Genomic DNA, 18,605 nt, shown 5'->3' on the forward strand with positions numbered 1-18,605 from the left:
ACCCTCGCCCCGGCGACGGCGAACGGGGGTTCCCACTCAGCGGCGCGCGGTGCCGAAGACGCCGCGGATCACCTCGCGGAGGATGCTCTGCGTCGCCTTCGAGCCCAGCACCCGGTCGATCGGCGACGGGTCGGCGCGCCGGGTGGTGCGGGTGGAGCGACTGCCCGCGCTCTGTTTCAGGAGACGTTCGTACTCTTTCCGCGCCTTCTTCTCAGCGTCCGCCTGGGCCCTGTCGTGGGCTGCGCGCTGCTTCGCCAGCTCGGCCTCGATCCTGGCCTGCTCCGCGGCCGCATCGGCGGCGGCCGCGGCCTCCGCCGCGGCGTTCATCCGGGCGGTGAGGATCTCCCGCGCCGACTCGCGGTCGACGGCCTCGGCGTACGCGGCGAGGAGGGGAGATCCGGCGACGGTGGCCTGGATCTTCTCCGAGGCTGAGGGGCTCATGAGCCCCAGGGGCGCCCGCAGCCTGGTCCAGGCCACGGGTGTGGGAGCGCCTTTCTCGCTCATCACGGTCACGATCGCCTCCCCCGTGCCCAGTTCCTGCAGGACGCGCTCGAGGTCGTACCCCGAGGTCGGGTACGTGCGGACGGTTGCGCGCAGGGCCGCGGCGTCCTCGGGGGTGAAGGCCCGCAGCGCGTGCTGCACCCGCGAGCCGAGCTGGGCGAGTACGTCGGACGGGACGTCCTTCGGCGTCTGCGTGACGAAGAACACCCCGACGCCCTTGGAGCGGATGAGACGCACGGTCTGCACGATGGCCGCCACGAAATCCTTCGAGGCGTCGCGGAAGAGGAGGTGCGCCTCGTCGAAGAAGAACACCAGCTTCGGCCTGTCGAGGTCGCCGACTTCGGGGAGGATCTCGAAGAGCTCCGCCAGGAGGTACATGAGGAACGTCGAGAAGAGTTCGGGCTTGTCGGCGACACCCGGGATCTCGAGGAGATTGATGATGCCGCGGCCGTCGGGAGCCGTGCGGAGGATGTCGCGGACGTCGAACTCCGGCTCGCCGAAGAAGACGTCGGCGCCGCCATCGGCGAAGGTGATGAGTTCTCTGAGGATCACCCCGGCCGTCGCCGCGGAGAGTCCGCCGAGCTCCTTCAACTCCGCCTTGCCCTCTGCGCTGGTGAGATAGGTCAGCACCGCCCGGAGGTCGGAGAGGTCCACGAGCGCCAGGCCGTTGGCATCGGCATAGTGGAACACCAGCCCGAGGCTGGACTCCTGGGTCTGATTCAGTCCCAGCACTTTGCTCAGCAGCAGCGGCCCGAATGCCGACACCGTCGCGCGGATCGGCACGCCGGTTCCGATGCCCCCGAGGGAGAAGTACTCGGTCGCGGATGCCGCGGGCTGCCAGTCCTGCCCGATGGCACGCGTGCGCGCGAGCAGCTTCTCGCTCGGCTCACCGGGCGTGGCGACCCCCGACAGATCTCCCTTGATGTCGGCGGCGAAGACAGGAACCCCGCCGGCGGCGATCTGCTCGGCCAGCAGCTGCAGGGTGCGGGTCTTGCCGGTGCCGGTCGCGCCCGCGACGAGCCCGTGTCGATTCAGCATCCCGAACGGAATGCGCACCTGTGCGGTCGGCACGGCCTCGCCGTTCACGAGGGCGCCGAGATGCAGGCCCGGTTCGTCGAAGGTGTAGCCGCGGACGACGGCGGCGACGCCATCCTCGGTGAGCGGACCGTCCCCCACCGGCTCCGATACGGGTCTGGGGGTATCGGGCGGCGCCTGAGACGCGCGAGCGGCCGCTTCTTCGGCTGCGGCGAGCGCGGCGCGCGCTCGGGCGGCCTTCAGCTCCGCCTCGGCGGCCTCCGCGTCGGCGCGGAGCCGCGCGAGTTCGGCGGCCACCACCGCATCGGGATCGGACGACTCCGCCTGGGTCATGGGTTCACAGTAGCGAGACGGGCTCCGCCGCGGCATCCGTCCGCCGTCGTCTCTCCCTCACCAACGGCACGGCGAAAGCCGCGGCGAGCAGCAGCGTCACGCCTGCCCCGACGAGCGCGCCGCCGAGGGTGTCGCTGAGCCAGTGGGCATGGAGGTAGGTGCGGCTGAAAGCCATGAGGAGCGTCCACACCGCACCCACGATCCCCACCCACACCCGCGGGAAGAGAACGAGCGCGATCGCGGCGACGGTCGCGGCGTTCGCGGCGTGACCGGACGGGAAGGAGCCGTAGTCGCTGACCACGACGATGTCCTCCGGCCGCGCTCGGCCGAACGTCTGCTTGAGCACCTGCACGCTCGCGGCCGAGGCTGCGAGGGACACGACGAGGAACAGCGCCCCCCAGGGCCGGCGGAGGAGGATCAGGAGGAGCGCACCGGCGAGGGGGACGACGGCGATCGAGAACCACCCCGCGCCGACGACGTTCATGAACTGCGAGAAGGCGGTCGCCACCGGCGACGACCAGCCCGCCAGGAGGATGTTCCACTCGGCGTCGAGGTCGAACGGCTCGTTGCCCCGGATGAAGATCCAGGCCCCGAGACCGACCGCGAGGGCGACGAGGATCAGTCCGGCGACCAGCGGCACGGTCCACGCCCGTCGATCCAGCGTCGGCGGTGTGGCGGTGTCCATCGGCTCATTCTGCCCCGCGGTTCTCGCACGGGGTGGACAGCCGCGGGGGGCTTGCGCTCAGGGTGTCAGCTGTGCAACCGACCGCGGGCGGACGATCAGCCAGAGAGCGAGCACGGCGACCACGCCGCATCCGACCATCACGACGGCCATCGAGGTGCCGGTGATGCCGGTGTCCTGCGAGATCCACCCGACCACCGGGGAGATGAGGCCGGCGACGCCGAAGTTGACCGCGCCGAGGATGGATGCCGCCGTGCCGGCGGCCTTGCCGTGCCGATCGAGCGCCAGCACCTGGATGCAGGGGAAGGTGAACCCGCACGCCGTCATGAAGAGGAACAGCGGCACGACGGTGCCCCACAGACCCAGGCCGAGCTGATCGAGGACGATGATCATGCTGGAGGCGAGCACCAGCGTCGCCGTGGATCCCGCCAGGACCCACTGCGGGCCGAACCGCGCCGCGAGCCGCGACGCGGTCTGCACCCCGACCACGAGACCGAGGGAGTTCACGGCGAACAGCAGGCCGTACTGCTGCGCGTCGAAGCCGTAGCCCTCCTGGAACAGGAACGAGGAGGCCGAGAGGTACGAGAACAGCCCGCTGAAGGTCATGCCGCCGATGACGAGGACGCCCAGGAACACCCGGTCGCTGAGGACGCTCCGGTACCGCTGCAGAACGGTCGTGCCGCCCCTGCCGCCTCGGCGGGCCGGGGGGAGCGTCTCGGGGACGAGAAGGACGGCGCACACCAGCAGGAGAGCCCCGTAGACGGCGAGCACGATGAACAGTCCCCGCCACGGCATGACGGCGAGCAGCCCGGCGCCCACGAGCGGTGCGACGACCGGCGCGACACCGGTGACGAGGGCGAGGCGGCTGAGCATGACCACGAGCCGCTTGCCGCCGAAGAGATCGCGGACGATCGCCATCGCGACCACACCGCCGGCAGCGGCGCCGATCCCCATGAAGACGCGAGAGACGCTGAGGAGCATCAACGTCGGCGCGAGGGCGGCGGCGATGCTCGCGATGACGTGGAGGGCCGTGACGGAGATGAGCGGCACGCGGCGCCCGACCTTGTCGCTGAGCGGTCCGACGATCAGCTGTCCGACACCGAACCCGATCATCGTGCCGGTCAGGGTCAGCTGGATCGCGGCAGCGGTGGTCTGGAAGTCGTCCTCGAGGACCGGGAAGGCCGGCAGGTAGAGGTCGATCGTGAACGGCCCGAGGGCCGTGAGCGCCCCGAGCAGGATGATGTAGAGCAGGCGCTTGCGGGCGGGGATGGCGTCGCCCGGATGGAGCATGACGGGCGCCGTCGCGGGATTGGATCCGAGGGTGCGGATGGCTCCGGTGGTCGTGCGAGCCGGGGAGGCAGCGGCGGGCGGGACGGTCGGCTGGGAGGCGGTATCGAGCACAGTCACTCTCGGTTTCGTGGCAGGGTGTCGCGCGGCCGGAAGAGGAGGCAGCCGACGGGGGTCGTCGCTGCGTCGGAGAGAGACGCGCGTCGAATCGATTCGAAGACCACCCGAGTCTAGCGGATGCGGGGCCGTTTACGAGCCCGTTCCCAGGGCTCACCCCCATGCGCCCGCATAAGATGGGCACGTCCCTCCTGCCTCGACGCGCTCGCCGCGCCAGACCCGAGAGCCCATGCCATGACCCCGTCTTCGTCCTCCCGTCCGTCCGGAAAGCGCGCCAGCGGCAATCCGGCCACCCAGGCCGAGATCAATCAGACCGTCAAGCAGCAGCGCGAGCAGAAGAAGCAGGAGAAGCTCGCGGAGTATCAGCGCCAGCTCGCCAAGCGCCGCCGCAGCAAGGTGGTCTGGTGGGCCGTGGGCTCGACGGCGGCGGTCGCCGTGATCGCGGCCATCGTGGCATCCATCGTCTTCGCCCCCGCCCCTCCCCCCACGTACGGCGCCCTCGACAGCACGGGCGCCGAGATCGAGGGTGTCGAGACGTTCGAGCTGGCCACCGACCACGTCGACGGTGCCGTCGAGTACGAGCAGACTCCTCCCGCCGGCGGTCCGCACAATGCCGTGTGGCTGAACTGCGGCGTCTACACCGAACCGCAGGCCAACGAGAACGCGGTGCACTCGATGGAGCACGGCGCGGTCTGGGTCACCTACGACCCCGCGCAGGTGAGCGCCGAGGACGTCGACACCCTCGAAAGCTACCTGCCCTCCAGCTACGCGATCCTCTCCCCCTACGAGGGCATGGACACCCCGATCGCCGTCAGCGCGTGGAACGCACAGCTGAAGGTCGACTCGGCCTCCGACGAGCGCATCACGGAGTTCTTCGAGGAGTACTGGCGCAGCCAAAACGCCCCTGAACCCAACGCCGCCTGCAGCGGCGCCATCGACGGTCCCGGGCGTCAGTGATCGGGAGCCGATGACCGACCCCACCGCTTCGCGCCGCGGACTCCCCCGCTGGGTGCTGATCGCGCTCGTCGCGCTCGGCATCGGGGCGCTCGCCTTCGCGATCGGCCGGTTCTCGATGTTCGGTGCGGCGAGCGCGGTCGCCGCACCCGGCACGACATCCGCCGAGGCGGGCTTCGCCCGCGACATGCAGGTGCATCACGCCCAGGCCATCGAGATGGCCATGGAGATCTACCGCAAGGCCGAGGACGACGAGGTGCGTGCCCTCTCCTACGACATCGCCACCGGCCAATCTGGTCAACGCGGTGAGATGTACGGCTGGCTCGTCAGCTGGGGTCTGCCGCAGTCGGGGGGTCCGCTGATGGGCTGGATGGCGGGGACCGACCACGCCCACGGCGGGCACGGCGGCGGGGACGGTGAAGCCCTGACGAATGCCGAGCTGGAGGCCGAGATGGGCATGGCGACCCCGGCCGAGCTCGACGCCCTCCGTGCGGCGACGGGCGCGCAGGCCGACTGCGACTTCCTCGCCCTGATGATCCGCCATCACCAGGGCGCCATCCCGATGTCGGAGGCGGTGATCGACCTCGGTTCCGAACCTCGGGTCCTCGCCGTCGCGCAGTCGATCATCGAGACCCAGGAGGCCGAGATCGACCGGATGACGAGCATGCAGCAGCGCCTCGGCTGCACGGACTGATGCCGCGCGGGAGGGTGCACCACTAGGGTGAACCCGTGAGCGCGCCTCGGAGTGACAGCGTCCGCGGCGACGCTGCGACCGGCGAGACGCGGCCTCGACGCGGGGTCGTCCTGACCGTCGTGGTGGTGCTGGTCTATACCGTCGCCTTCGCCAATGTCGCCCTCGGCATCCTCGTCCTCCTCAGCCGATACGACGTCGCCGCCGACGAGGTGCTCCCCGTGTCGCTGCTGGGCGCGGGCATCATCCTCTTCGGTCTTCTGGTGGTCGCCCTCGCCTCCGCGCTCGCCCGGGGCAGTCGGTTGGCACGCCTGTTCCTGACAGGCTATGTCGCCCTCCTGGTCGCGCTGCAGGTGGTCACGATCGTCTCCAGCGACAGCTGGGACATCCCCGCGACCGTTCAGCTGCTGGTGCAGGTGATCGCCGTCGTCTTCGTGTGGGTGCCGCCCGCGTCGCGCTATTTCACCGCACCCGCCGGGCGGTCGGACGCCGGCGAACCCGTCGGCTGACCCGTCGGCCGCCCCCGATCGCGCGCGAGGTCGCGCGCGACGACGCGCCGGTGGAAGAAGCGCACGATCTCGATCGCCCCGATCGTGACGATGATCACGCCGGTGATGAGCCAGGCGGCATCCCGTCCGGGGTCGACCAGCTGGAAGAAGGCCGTCGTCGCCGGGAGGGTGAAGATGGCCAGCAGCGCGATGAACATGGCCCCGATCACGAGCACCTTCACCCGGGTGACGGGCCGGGACAGGACGGTCAGCACCCAGATCCCCACGACGGCGAGGATGATCGTCGACCCCGTTCGAAGCTCGGCCTCGCCGATACCGAGTGACGAGGCGGCGAGGGTGTAGAGCGTCAACGAGATCGCGATGATCAGACCCGCGGGGATCGCGAAGCTCAACGAGCGCCGGAGGAATCCGGGGATGTAGCGCTGGGTGTTCGGCAGCAGCGCAAGGAAGAACGCCGGGATGCCGATGGTGAGACCGTCGGTGATGGAGAGCTGTCGCGGCAGGAACGGGAACTCCAGCACGAGCAGACCGAACAGCAGCGCGAGCCCGGTCGCGTACGCGGTCTTGGTGAGGAAGAGCATCGAGACCCGCTCGATGTTGGCGATGACCTGCCGCCCCTCCGCGACGACGTCGGGGAGGTGCGAGAACTTGCCGTCCAAGAGCACCAGGCGCGCGACCGCCTTCGTCGCCGCCGACCCCGAGTTCATCGCGATGCCGATGTCGGCCGTCTTGATGGCGAGGGCGTCGTTCACGCCGTCGCCGGTCATCGCCACGGTGTGTCCGCGGCTCTGCAGGGCGACGACCATCCGCTTCTTCTGCTCGGGGGTGACACGCCCGAAGACCGTGTGCTCCTCCAGCACGCCCGCCAGCGCCTCGTCGTCCTCGGGGAGGCGCCGGGCATCGTATCCCTCGGGGGCTTCGACCCCGAGGTCACGGGCGATGGCTGCGACTGTGCGCGGGTTGTCGCCGGAGATGATGCGCACGCCCACGCCCTGACGCGCGAAGTACGCCAGCGTCTGCGCCGCATCGGGACGCACGGTCTCTCGGAACGTCAGGACCGCGGCAGGTTGCAGCTGCGCGGGGAGACGCTCCGCAGCGACATCCTCATCGGTCAGCGACAGAGCGGTGCGAGCCAGGACGAGGGTCCGACGGCCGGTGGCGGCGAGGGTGACGACACGCTCACCCAGCGGCGTGGCGGTGTCGGTGGCGATGTCGCCGAAGATCATCTCGGGCGCCCCCAGGATCCAGGTGCCCGCGGGGCCGTGAGCGAACGACACGGCGCTCCACTTCCGCGCCGAGGAGAACGCGATGGCGTGCGCGGGCACGCTCGGGTCCGCGACCGGGAAGGGTTCCCGCAGACAGCGCGCCGTCGCGTTGGCATCCGGCGCGGCTCCGTACCAGGCGAGCACAGCTGCGACCTCGGCCGGCTCCGCCGCACCGTCGAGGGGGTGCAGGGCGTCGAACGCGATGTCGCCGACGGTCAGAGTGCCGGTCTTGTCCAGGCAGATGACGTCGACGCGCGCGAGACCCTCCACGGCGGGGAGCTCGTTGACGAGCACCTGCCGACTCGCGAGACGTGCCGCGCCGACCGCGAACGCGATGGAGGTCATCAGCACCAGCCCGAGCGGGATCATCGCCGTCAGAGCAGCGATCGTGTTGACGATCGCCTGCACCCAGCCGCCCGACTCCCAGGCTGCGGCCCACCCGCCGGCGACCATCATCTGGGCGTTCAGCACCAGGAGCCCCAGCGGTCCGATCAGCCAGCTCATCCACCGCAGCACGCGGTTGATCGAGGTCCGCAGCTCCGAGGCGACGAGCGAGAACCGCTTGGCCTCGCCGGCGAACCTGTTCGCATAGGAGTCAGCCCCCACTCGGGTGACCTGCGCCTCGCCCTCGCCGGCGACCACCACGGAGCCGGAGAGCACCTCCGCGCCGTCGCGCTTGTCGACCGGGTCGGCTTCGCCGGTGAGCATCGATTCGTCCAGCTGCAGCCCCCGCGCGCGGCGGACGACACCGTCGGCGGGCACCTGATCACCGGCGCGGAGGACGAGGATGTCGTCGATGACCACCTCGCCCGGCGCGATCTCGCCCTCCTCGCCATCGCGACGGATGCGCGCCCGGGGGGCGTTCAGAAGCGCGAGCCTGTCCAGTGCCGCCTTGGCGCGGAACTCCTGCACGCATCCGATGATCGAGTTCGCGAACGCGGCGAAGCCGAACAGTGCGTCCTGCCATCTGCCGAGCACGAACAGCACGAAGAAGCATCCGAAGACGATTCCGTTGAACAGCGTGAAGACGTTCGCCCGGACGATGTTCCACACGCTTCGACTGGTGTCGGCGGTGAACGCGTTGGTGCGGCCGGCGGCCGCACGCTCGGCGACCTCGGCCGCGCGCAGCCCCGTGTCGGGATCGATCTCGATCAGCGTCGCCGTGATGACGCCGTCATCGGCGTGGGCGTCCATCTCAGGCGTGGCCATGCTCAGACAGTAGCGGTCGTCCCGCCACGGTGAATCCCGGATCGGTTGACGCGACGCACATCGTCGGACGCCGCGCCAACACCATCCGGAACCCTCGTCCTACCCCTTCGTCGATCCCGCCAAGAGTCCTCTGACGAAGAATCTCTGGAGCGAGAAGAACACGATCAGTGGCACCACCAGCGAGACGAAGGCACCCGCCGTCAGACGCTGCCAGTCCTGTCCACGCGACCCGACCAGTTCGGCGAGGCGCTGCGTCAGCGGCGCCACGTCCTGCGTACCGCCGGAGAAGATGAGGGCGACCAGCAGGTCGTTCCACACCCACAGGAACTGGAAGATCGCGAAGGACGCGATCGCCGGGATGGCCAGCGGCAGCACGATCCGGAAGAAGATCTGGCTGTGCGAGGCGCCGTCCACGCGCGCCGCCTCGATGACGTCGCCGGGGATCTCATGGATGAAGTTGTGCAGCAGGAAGATCGCGAGCGGAAGGGCGAAGATCGTGTGCGCGATCCAGACCGGCAGATAGTTCTGCTCCGGGATGATCGGGATCAGATTGTGCAACCCCACCTGCAGCGGCCGGAGCCATGAGGAGAAGAACTGCAGGAGCGGCACGAGGGCCATCTGCAGCGGCACGATCTGGAGGGCAAACACCAGGATGAACAGCACGTTCGCTCCGCGGAACTTGATCCACGCGAACGCGTAGGCCGCCATGCAGGCGATCACCAGCGGGAAGATCGTCGCCGGGATGGCGATCGCCAACGAGTTGACGAAGTACGCCCCCAGCTGAGGCGCCGACTGCGACGGCGAGAAGAGGACGTCGCGGTAGTTGTCCAGCGTGAAGCCGGGGTTCTGGAAGATCGTCCACCAGCCGGTGGTCTGGATCAGTTCCGCGGGCCGGAACGAGGAGATGAACAGACCGAAGGTGGGGATGGTCCAGACGACCGCGATCGCGATCGCTGCGGCGGTGGCCCACGGCGAGGTCAGCCGACGCTTGATCCGGCTCGACTTGGTGTCGCGGGCTGCCTCTTCGAAACTCGAGTCGTCTCTTCCTTCACCGGTGGGAAGATCGACGGGGGCGACGCTGCTCATCGGATCTCCCTCTGCTTGCGAAGCACGTTGACGTTGTAGATGACGATGGGCAGGACGAGCAGGAAGAGGATGACGGCGAGCGCCGACCCTCGTCCGACCTCGCTCGCGCGGAACGCCTGGGTGTACATCTCGTTGGCGACGACCGAGGTGTTGAAGTTACCGGCGGTCATCGTGCGCACGATGTCAAACACCTTCAGCGTCGCGATGGAGATCGTCGTGAGCACGACCACCAGTGAGCCGCGGATGCCGGGAACGGTGACGTTGGTGAACCGCTGCCACGGGTTGGTCCCGTCGAGCTGAGCGGCTTCGATCTGCTCGGCGGGGATGCCCTTGATCGCGGCGCTCAGGACGACCATCGCGAAACCGGTCTGGATCCAGATCATCACGACGATGAGGAGGAACGTATTGAGCGGATCGGTCTGGAGCCATTGCACCGGCTCGCCGCCGAGACCCGTCACGATCGCGTTGAGAAGACCGATCTGCTCGCGCTCACCGGCGCGGTACTCGTAGACGAAGCGCCAGATGATGCCCGCGCCGACGAACGAGATCGCCATCGGCATGAACACCAGAGCCTTGTAGTAGCGCTCACCGCGCGACTTGTCGATGAAGACCGCGTACGCCAGCCCCAGGGCGGTGGCGAGGGTGGGGACCAAGAGCACCCAGACGACGGTGTTGATGAGAGTACGGATGGCGGCGGGCTGGGTGAACATCCAGATGAAGTTGTCCCAGCTGAAGTTGCCGCTGTTGTCGAGGAAGGCCAGTCCCGTCGTGCGGATCGCCGGCCAGATCAGGCCGATGGCCAGGAGGATGATGGCGGGGGCGAGGAAGCCGACGAGCTGCCAGTAGTCTCGGCCCTTCTTCGGAGCCCGGTCGATGAAGAAGACCAGCAGGCCCACGATGGCGGCGAACACGGCCAGTCCCATCACGACCTGGAGGATCTTCCCCAGAAGATCGGCGGTGGTCATCGGTCACGATCCCTTCTTCGTCGTTGAAGTACGGACGACGCGGTGCCGCGTCATCCGGCGTTCGGAGTGGTCGGGGGCGGGGCGAACGGTGCCCCACCCCCGACCTGGATCAGCCGATCAGCTGGCCGGCCAGCTGGACTCGATCGCGTCGACCGTTTCCTGCGTGCTCTGCCCGGTGACCCACGCCACCACGCCGCGCCAGAACGAGTCGGCGCCGACCGCGCCGGGCATGAGGTCCGACCCGTCGAAGCGGAAGGTGGTCTCGGGATCCTGCAGGATCTCGATCGACTGCACCAGCAGCTCGCTCGACGCGTTCTCGGGGTCCACACCCTTGTTGGCGCTGATCACGCCGCCGAGGCTGACGCGGTTGTTCGCCCAGGTGTCGCTGGAGAGGAACGCGCGCACCGTCTCGACCTCTTCGGCGTCGCGGAAGGCGACGGGGAACTCGCCACCACCGGTCACCGACAGCGGGTCACCGGCCGTGGCCGGCGGGGTGAGGAAGCCGAACACATCGCCGTCCGAGGCCACGACGACCTCGTCGCCGCCCTCTGCGTTCCAGAAGGTCTCGTAGAACGAGGCCTGGTGGTGCAGCGAGCACTCGCCGTCGAGGATGGGCAGACCCGCGGTCTGGAAGGCCTCGGTGACGAGGGTCGACACGTCGCCGATGCCGCCGTTGACGTAGTCCTCGTTCTTGATGTAGGCACCCACGGCGTCGAAAGCCTCGACGATGCGGGGGTCGTTGAACGGGATCTCGTGGGTCACCCACTGGTCGTAGACCTCGGGGCCGTGCAGGCGCAGCACCCAGTCCTCGATCCAGTCGGTGGCCGGCCAACCGGTGGCGTCACCGGACTCGAGCCCGACGCACCAGGGCTTCTGACCCGTGGCCGCGATCTCCTCGGTCAGCGCGGTCAGCTCGTCGAGGGTCTGGGGGATCTCCCACCCGTTCTCCTCGAACTGCGCCGGCGAGTACCAGACGTAGCCCTTGATGCTGGCCATCAGCGGCGCGGCGTAGAACGTGCCGTCATAGGTGCCGTACTGCTTCCAGTCCTCGGACCACCACTCGTCGACGTTGGCCTCGACCTCGGCCGATGCCGGGATCAGCCAGCCACCCTCGGCCAGACGCGCAAGAAGACCCGGCTGCGGCACGATGCCGATGTCGGGAGCGTTGCCACCCTCGGCGAGAACGGCGATCTGCGCCTCGAACTCGCTCGAGCCCTGGTATTCGATGTTGATACCCGTGCACTGGGCGAAGTCGCTCCAGGACTCCACCAGGCGATCAGCCTCGAGGTCGAGGATGGTGCCGCCGATGGTGACCTCGGCACCATCGAACGTGCCGTACTCCTCGTACTCCGTGCAGTCGACGTCTTCGTTCGCCGCGATGTCGCCGGTACATGCCGACAGCGCGAGGGCGGAAACACCGAGGGCCGCGACGGCTGTGACGACGCGACCCGCTTTTCCGAATCTCATTTTGCCTCCTCATCGAGCAGTTCCCACCGTCCTGCGACCCGCAGGCGTCGGGTAGGGAACCGATTCCAGGATCACCGTACGGGATACCGCCTTGGCTTCACAACGCGAATTGATCACGACTCGATAACCGATGCGCACACTGGTGGCGCGCCGACGATCGACGTTGCATGATGACGTGGAAACGGTTCCAGATTTCGGTGGCACCGCACCGGCCCCGAGAGCCCGAAGGAGGGTTCGCACGATGATGGGGATCGCCGACGTCGCACGCCTCGCGGGGGTGTCGAAGTCCACGGCGAGCCGCGCCCTGACAGGAGCGGGGTATGTGTCGACCGAGACGCGCGAGCGCGTGCAGCGGGCGGCCGCCGAGCTCGGCTACGTCGCCTCGACGAGCGCAGTGAGTCTCGTCACCGGTCGCACCCGCAACGTCGGGGTCGTGATGCCGTGCGTGAACCGCTGGTTCTTCGCCGAGGTTCTCGAAGGCATCCAGGACAGCCTCCTGGATGAGGGTCTGAATCTCACCCTCTACGACGCCCAGCCGGGCACCCCGGGCCGTCGGCGCATCTTCGAGGACTTCCTCTCTCGCAAGCAGTTCGACGGGCTGATCGCCGTCGGGCTCGAACCCGAGGACGCTGAGCTCGCGCGGTTGCGACGGATCGGCAAGCCCGTCGTCAGCATCGTCGGCGGAGCAGACGGACTCAGTGTCATCGCCCTCGACGACGATTACGCCGCTCGACGGGCCACCGACCACCTCATCGCCCTCGGTCACCGTCGCATCCTGTTCCTCGGCGGGGGCGCCCCCGACGGGCCGAAGGTGGCCGGGTCCGACGTCGAACGCGCACGCCGCGAGGGCTACCGAGGAGCGATGGAGGATGCCGGCATGGGCGACCTCGCGCAGCACGTGATGTCGCGCCTCAGCCTGCCCTCCGGCTACGCCGCCGCCGTCGACGTGCTCGGTTCCCGGGATCGACCGACCGCGATCGTCGGGGTCTGCGACGAGGTCGCCATCGGCGCCATCATCGCGGCGCGCAGGCTGGGCATCCAGGTGCCCAACGATCTCAGCGTGATCGGCATCGACGACCACGAGTACGCCGAGATGTTCGCCCTCACCACCCTGCGGCAGACACCGCGCGAGCAGGGCGCCGCGGCGGTGCGGACCCTGCTCGAGCACCTCGCCGATCCTGAACGGCCGCCCTCCGTCATCCGCACGCAGGCACGCCTGGTCGTTCGCAACTCGACGGGACCGGTCAATCCCCGCCAGTCGGCCGCGGTGGCGGATGCGTCGCTGGGGCGGATGTAGGGACTCCCCCTCGCGACCCGTCGGGAAACGCGGTGCACGCGCGCGTCCAGCCGCTTTCTTCGACGGGTCGAGGTCAGTGGGAACGACGAAAGACCCGGGACACGACGGGTGTCCCGGGTCTTTCGATGTGGCGCTGTGAGCGCCGAGAGGTTTCGATACGCCGCTTGGGCGGCATCTCAACCTGAGTCGACGCCGCGTCGACGCGCGCTATGCGCGCATCGACCCGGCACGGCTCACTTGAGGGTGACGGTGGCGCCGGCCTCTTCGAGAGCGGCCTTGGCCTTGTCGGCGGTCTCCTTGTTGGCGCCCTCGAGAACGGGCTTGGGGGCACCGTCGACGACGGCCTTCGCCTCGCCGAGGCCGAGCGAGGTGAGCTCGCGGACGACCTTGATGACCTGGATCTTCTTGTCGCCGACCGACTCGAGGATGACGTCGAAGGAGTCCTTGACCTCTTCCTCCTCGGCGGGGGCACCACCGGCGGGGGCGCCGGAAGCGGCGACCGCGACGGGGGCGGCGGCGGTGACGTCGAAGGTCTCCTCGAAGGCCTTGACGAACTCGGACAGCTCGATGAGCGTGAGCTCCTTGAACGCGTCGAGCAGCTCCTCAGTGCTGAGCTTTGCCATGATGTATCTCCTTGTTGGGTGGTTTTATCTGCCGGGCCCGTGTCAGGCCGCGGACTCCTGCTTCTCACGCAGCGCGTCGACCGTGCGAACGGCCTTCGACGGCAGCGCGTTGAAGACGTAGGCCGCCTTGGTCAGCGAGGCCTTCATCGCGCCGGCGAGCTTCGCCAGCAGGACTTCACGGCTCTCGAGATCGGCGAGCTTGTTGACCTCCTCCGCGGTGAGGGGGTTTCCGTCGAAGAATCCGCCCTTGACCACCAGGAGGGGGTGTGCCTTGGCAAAGGCACGCAGACCCTTCGCGACGGCGACCGGGTCGCCGTGCACGAACGCGATGGCCGACGGACCCTTCAGTCCCTCGTCCAGCCCCGTGACCCCCGCGTTGCCCGCGGCGATCTTGGTCAGCGTGTTCTTCACCACGGCGTATTCCGCATCCTGACGGATGGTGTTGCGAAGCTCCTTGAGCTCGGCAACCGTCAGGCCGCGGTACTCGGTGAGCAAGACGGCGGTCGAGTCCTCGAATTGCTTCGTGAGCTCGGCGACCGATGCTTCCTTCTGCGCCATGGCCACTCCTTGTATCTGTGAGACGCACCACGGTGGCGGTGCGTCGGCCTGCGACATCCGGTCGTCACGGCAAAACAAAACGCTCCGGCGCAAGCGCACGGAGCGTCATCCTGGAAAGGGTTTCGATCGTGTCACCTGCGCGGGCCCCTGCGATGCAGTGCTTCGGTCTCGGTGCTCGCGCACCTCGATGACCAGCGGTCTTCGGCTCCGACCATGGTACGCCGAGCGCAGACGTCCCGCCAAATCGGCGTCTCCGCCGGAATGGTTAGGGTAGCCTTACCATGGCGCTTCCGCCTTCCCTCCCCTCCCCCAAGGATGTCCTGCATGCCCTCTCGCCGCTCCACGCTCCTCGTCGCCGCCGTCGCCGGCCTCGTCGTCCTGTCGCTGACGGCCTGCGCCGGGCAGACCCCCGGTGACCCGGGCACGCCGTCGGACGAACCGCAGACGCTGACGGTGTACTCCGGCCGAGACGCCGAGCTCATCGACCCGCTCATGGAGATGTTCGAGGAGCAGTCGGGAATCGACGTCGAAGTGCGCTACGCCGGGACCACGGAGCTGGCTGCGCAGCTGCTCGAAGAGGGCGAGCGCACGCCCGCGCAGGTCTTCCTCTCGCAGGACGCCGGCGCGTTGGGCGCCGTCTCCGACGCCGGCATGTTCGCGACCCTTCCCGATGAGATCACCTCGCTCGTGCCGGCCGAGTACACCTCGTCGGATGGATCGTGGGTGGGATTGACCGGACGAGCCCGCGTGATCGCGTATGACAGCGAGAAGTACACCGCCGACCAGGTGCCCGGCGACGTTCTGGAACTCGTCGAACCCGAATGGGCCGGGAAAGTGGGCATCGTGCCGAGCAACGCCTCGTTCCAGGCGTTCGTCACCGCGCTGCGCGTGAGCGAGGGAGAAGATGTGGCCAGGTCCTGGCTGGAAGGCCTGGTGGCCGGAGACGCCCCGATCTACGCGAGCAACGGCGAACTGCTCGAAGCCGTCAATTCCGGGGCCGTGGACCTCGGGCTGATCAATCACTACTACTGGGCGCGATCGGAGCAGGACCCCGCGACGCTGCGCGCGCAGCTGAAGTTCGGAGATCCCGGCTCGATCTCCGCGCTGGTCAATGTCACCGGGGTCGGAGTGCTCACCGGGGCCGCGGATTCACCCGAGGCCATCGCGTTGGTCGAGTTCCTCGTGTCGGAGGAAGCGCAGACCTACTTCCGCGAGGAGACCTTCGAGTACCCGCTCGTGGGAGACCTCCCGGGACCCGAGGGCGTTCCGGCACGGGAGGATCTCGGCGCCCCCGACATCGACCTGTCCGACCTCGCATCGCTTCAGGAGACGGTGGCGCTGATCACCGAGGCGGGACTGCTCTGACCGCCGCGCCGGTCATCGCACGTCCGGGCCGACGGCCGCGGACGTCGTCTCGGCGCGCCCCCCTCCCCCTCCTGGCCGCCGCGGCGCTCGTCGCGGCGTGCGCGGCGGCACCGCTGGTCCAGCTCATCGTCCGGGCGGCGTCCGGTGGCGCCGAGGCGGCGGCGACGGCGCTGCTGCGACCACGCACCGTCGAGCTCCTGGCGAACACGCTGATCCTGGTCGCGACGGTGAGCGTCGCGGCGCTGCTGCTGGGGATCACGCTCGCCGTCGCGGCGGTCCGGGTGCGTCTTCCCGGACGGCGCCTGTGGTGGGTGGCGCTCTGCCTGCCGCTCGCCGTTCCGAGCTTCGTCGCCGCCTTCGCCTGGACGGCCACGTGGCCGACGGTCGACGGCTTCTGGCCGCTCGTGATCGTCCTCACCCTGTGCACCGCGCCGTATGTGACGCTTCCGGCGATGGCTGCGCTGTCCACCCTCGACGACGGCCTGGTGGATGTCGCCCGCACCCTCGGCAGGAGCCGGGCCCGGGTCTTCCTCACCATCGTGCTCCCGCACGTCCTCCCTGCCGCGGCCGCCGGAGCGCTGTTGGTCGCGCTGTACACCCTTTCCGACTTCGGCGCACCGGCGATCCTCCGCTTCGAGACCCTGACCACGGGCATCTACGCGCAGTTCAGCAGCGGGTTCGACCGCACTCTTGCCGCCACCACGGCTCTGCTCCTGGCCGTCGTCGCGATGTTCTGCGTCGCGGGCGAGCGCGTCGTCCGCCCGCGACCCGCCCGCATCCGCACCGCGGTGACCTCGCGTCCGCCGACCGAGCTCGGTCGCGCTCGCACTGCCCTGACGCTGTGCGGACTCGGTGCGGTCACCGCGGCCGCCGTGGCCTTCCCGCTCGTGGCCCTGGGGATTCGGATGCTCAGCAGCGACCGGTACTCCTCGGCACCCACCGACCTCGTCGGCGCTCTGGTCACGACCCTGGGCGTCTCCGCGCTGGCTGCCACCGTCGCCGTGCTCCTCGCCCTGCCGGTCAGCGTGCTGGCGGCGCGCTTCCGCGGCCCGGTCGTCGCCGGCCTGGAGTCGGTGTCCTACCTCGGGCACGCGCTCCCGGGCGTCGTGGTGGCCCTGGCCCTGGTGACCCTGTCGCTGCAGTTCTTCCCCGGCGCCTACCAGAGCATCCTCGTCCTGCTCGTGGCCTACGCCGTCCTGTTCCTGCCCAAGACCGTCGGCGCCTCGCGCACCGCCGTCGCGCAGGTTCCGCCGGAGCTCGAGGAGGTCTCGCGCTCGCTCGGCCGCGGCCCCGTCCGCACCTGGATCCGGGTGACCCTCCCCGCCGCGCTCCCCGGCATCCTCGCCGGATGGGTGCTCGTGGCCACCGCCGTCGCCAAAGAGCTGCCCGCGACGCTCATGCTGCGTCCGATCGGATTCGAGACCCTCGCCACCGAGCTGTGGAGCAAGACCTCGCTCGGCGCCTACGGTGCGGCCGCCCCCGTGGGTCTTCTGCTCATCGTCGCCGGAATCGCACCGGCGCTGCTGCTGGCCCGCGGACTGGAACGCCGACGCGGATCCGACGGGCCGACGCGCGCCGACGCGCTCGCCGGCACCGTGAGGAGGGAAGCATGACGACCCGCGTGGAGCAGGTGCGCGCCGCCTATGAAGAGCGCGAGGTGCTGCACGGCGTCGATCTCGTCATCGGTCCCGGCGAACGGGTGAGCGTGCTCGGGCCGTCGGGGAGCGGCAAATCCACACTCCTGCGCGTCATCGCGGGCCTGCACCCCGCTGCCGGCGGACGTGTCGTCATCGACGGCGACGACGTCACCGTGCTCCCGCCGGAGGCACGCGGGATCGGGCTGGTCCCCCAGGAGGGCGCGCTGTTCCCGCACCTCGACGTCGCCGCGAACGTCGGCTACGGCATCCGAGGCCTCCGCCTCCGTCACGCGCACCGCGATCCCCGCGTCCGCGGCCTGGTGGACGTCGTCGGTCTCGGCGGTCTCCTCCGTCGCCGCCCCCATGAGTTGTCCGGTGGTCAGCGACAGCGTGTCGCCGTCGCCCGCGCGCTCGCGCACGAGCCCCGTCTGGTGCTCCTGGACGAGCCGTTCAGTGCGCTGGATGCCGGCCTGCGGCAGCAGGTGCGCGACGACGTCGCCCAGATCCTCCGCGACCGCGGTGTGGGGGTGGCACTGATCACCCACGATCAGGAGGAGGCGCTCTCGCTCGGCGATCGCGTGGCGGTGATGCGCGACGGGCGGATCGTGCAGGCCGGCACGCCCCGCGAGGTGTACACCGCGCCGGTGGACGCGTGGACGGCGCGCTTCCTCGGCGAAGCCCTGGTGCTGCCGGCCGAGGCCCGCAGCGACCGGGCCACCTGTGCGCTCGGCGTCATCGCGCTCGCCGCACCCGCGCAGGGCGCGGTGGCGATCGTCCTGCGGCCCGAGCAGATCGCCCTGGACGCCGCCTCGAGCCCGACCCCGGGCCCCGGCTCGGGAGAGGTGATCCGCGTGCGCTACTTCGGGCATGACGTCCTGGTCGACCTCCGGCTCGACGGCGGGACCGGGCTCACGGTCCGGACCGGCCCCGACACGCACGTCTCCCCCGGTCAACGCGCAACGATCTCGGTGCACGGCGCCGCGGTCGCCGTCGCCCCGGAGTGAGCGCACCCGCCGTCTCGGGT

The 18,605-nt window shown here is 69.4% G+C and carries 16 protein-coding genes; 7 read left to right on the top strand and 9 right to left on the bottom strand.

Annotated elements, in window-relative coordinates:
• Positions 1-36: 36 nt before the first annotated feature.
• The 3 genes from DT073_RS13915 to DT073_RS13925 are packed head-to-tail and all read right to left on the bottom strand — an operon-like array spanning position 37 to position 3,952.
• Positions 37-1,869: a helicase HerA-like domain-containing protein gene (locus DT073_RS13915; RefSeq protein ID WP_124293930.1), complete on the bottom strand. Its 1,833-nt coding sequence runs from the start codon at positions 1,867-1,869 to the stop codon at positions 37-39.
• A gap of 4 nt (positions 1,870-1,873) precedes the next feature.
• The gene (locus DT073_RS13920; protein ID WP_124293931.1) at positions 1,874-2,554 is read right to left on the bottom strand and encodes a phosphatase PAP2 family protein; all 681 of its coding nucleotides are present in this window, start codon (positions 2,552-2,554) and stop codon (positions 1,874-1,876) included.
• A 57-nt stretch (positions 2,555-2,611) separates the two neighbouring features.
• Positions 2,612-3,952 (bottom strand): multidrug effflux MFS transporter, encoded by a 1,341-nt coding sequence (locus tag DT073_RS13925; RefSeq protein ID WP_442927943.1) that lies wholly within the window; start codon positions 3,950-3,952, stop codon positions 2,612-2,614.
• Between the two features lie 237 nt (positions 3,953-4,189).
• Between DT073_RS13925 and DT073_RS13930 the strand changes: the two genes are divergently transcribed.
• Genes DT073_RS13930 through DT073_RS13940 form a run of 3 tightly spaced genes read left to right on the top strand, consistent with a single transcriptional unit; the run spans position 4,190 to position 6,109 of the window.
• Positions 4,190-4,912, top strand: coding sequence for a thioredoxin-like domain-containing protein (locus tag DT073_RS13930; RefSeq protein ID WP_124293932.1), 723 nt, complete (start codon positions 4,190-4,192; stop codon positions 4,910-4,912).
• Positions 4,913-4,922: 10 nt separating this feature from the next.
• Positions 4,923-5,603 carry a DUF305 domain-containing protein gene (locus DT073_RS13935; RefSeq protein ID WP_124293933.1) on the top strand — a complete coding sequence of 227 codons (681 nt, stop codon included), beginning with the start codon at positions 4,923-4,925 and terminating at the stop codon, positions 5,601-5,603.
• Between the two features lie 35 nt (positions 5,604-5,638).
• Complete coding sequence (locus DT073_RS13940; RefSeq protein ID WP_124293934.1) at positions 5,639-6,109, top strand: hypothetical protein; 471 nt, start codon at positions 5,639-5,641, stop codon at positions 6,107-6,109.
• Here DT073_RS13940 and DT073_RS13945 read toward each other — a convergent pair.
• The 4 genes from DT073_RS13945 to DT073_RS13960 all read right to left on the bottom strand — a co-directional run bounded on the left by DT073_RS13945 (position 6,058) and on the right by DT073_RS13960 (position 12,101).
• A complete protein-coding gene (locus DT073_RS13945; protein WP_124294536.1) occupies positions 6,058-8,568 on the bottom strand; it encodes an HAD-IC family P-type ATPase in 2,511 nt (836 codons plus the stop codon). The genes DT073_RS13940 and DT073_RS13945 overlap by 52 nt on opposite strands.
• Before the next feature lie 114 nt (positions 8,569-8,682).
• A complete protein-coding gene (locus DT073_RS13950; protein ID WP_124293935.1) occupies positions 8,683-9,669 on the bottom strand; it encodes a carbohydrate ABC transporter permease in 987 nt (328 codons plus the stop codon).
• Positions 9,666-10,634, bottom strand: a complete 969-nt coding sequence (locus DT073_RS13955; RefSeq protein ID WP_124293936.1) for a carbohydrate ABC transporter permease — start codon at positions 10,632-10,634, stop codon at positions 9,666-9,668. The genes DT073_RS13950 and DT073_RS13955 overlap by 4 nt, the downstream gene beginning before the upstream one ends.
• Before the next feature lie 117 nt (positions 10,635-10,751).
• Positions 10,752-12,101, bottom strand: coding sequence for an ABC transporter substrate-binding protein (locus DT073_RS13960; RefSeq protein WP_124293937.1), 1,350 nt, complete (start codon positions 12,099-12,101; stop codon positions 10,752-10,754).
• A gap of 241 nt (positions 12,102-12,342) precedes the next feature.
• On the opposite strand from DT073_RS13960, the gene DT073_RS13965 reads away from it, so the two are divergent.
• Positions 12,343-13,398, top strand: a complete 1,056-nt coding sequence (locus DT073_RS13965; protein WP_124293938.1) for a LacI family DNA-binding transcriptional regulator — start codon at positions 12,343-12,345, stop codon at positions 13,396-13,398.
• A gap of 233 nt (positions 13,399-13,631) precedes the next feature.
• Here the strand turns inward: DT073_RS13965 and rplL are convergent, their stop codons facing one another.
• Together rplL and rplJ are read right to left on the bottom strand one after the other, a co-directional pair.
• The gene (gene rplL, locus DT073_RS13970; protein ID WP_124293939.1) at positions 13,632-14,021 is read right to left on the bottom strand and encodes a 50S ribosomal protein L7/L12; all 390 of its coding nucleotides are present in this window, start codon (positions 14,019-14,021) and stop codon (positions 13,632-13,634) included.
• Positions 14,022-14,063: 42 nt separating this feature from the next.
• Positions 14,064-14,579: a 50S ribosomal protein L10 gene (gene rplJ, locus DT073_RS13975; RefSeq protein WP_124293940.1), complete on the bottom strand. Its 516-nt coding sequence runs from the start codon at positions 14,577-14,579 to the stop codon at positions 14,064-14,066.
• Positions 14,580-14,903: 324 nt separating this feature from the next.
• Here rplJ and DT073_RS13980 point away from each other — a divergent pair, with 324 nt between their 5' ends.
• The 3 genes from DT073_RS13980 (at position 14,904) to DT073_RS13990 (ending at position 18,585) form a co-directional block, all read left to right on the top strand.
• Positions 14,904-15,944 carry an iron ABC transporter substrate-binding protein gene (locus tag DT073_RS13980; RefSeq protein WP_124293941.1) on the top strand — a complete coding sequence of 347 codons (1,041 nt, stop codon included), beginning with the start codon at positions 14,904-14,906 and terminating at the stop codon, positions 15,942-15,944.
• A gap of 227 nt (positions 15,945-16,171) precedes the next feature.
• Entirely contained in the window at positions 16,172-17,557 is a 1,386-nt protein-coding gene (locus DT073_RS13985; protein ID WP_205782943.1) for an ABC transporter permease, read from the top strand.
• Positions 17,554-18,585: an ABC transporter ATP-binding protein gene (locus DT073_RS13990; RefSeq protein WP_124293942.1), complete on the top strand. Its 1,032-nt coding sequence runs from the start codon at positions 17,554-17,556 to the stop codon at positions 18,583-18,585. The genes DT073_RS13985 and DT073_RS13990 overlap by 4 nt, the downstream gene beginning before the upstream one ends.
• Positions 18,586-18,605 lie beyond the last annotated feature (20 nt).

Source organism: Microbacterium sp. ABRD28 (assembly GCF_003850245.1).
GTDB lineage: Bacteria > Actinomycetota > Actinomycetes > Actinomycetales > Microbacteriaceae > Microbacterium.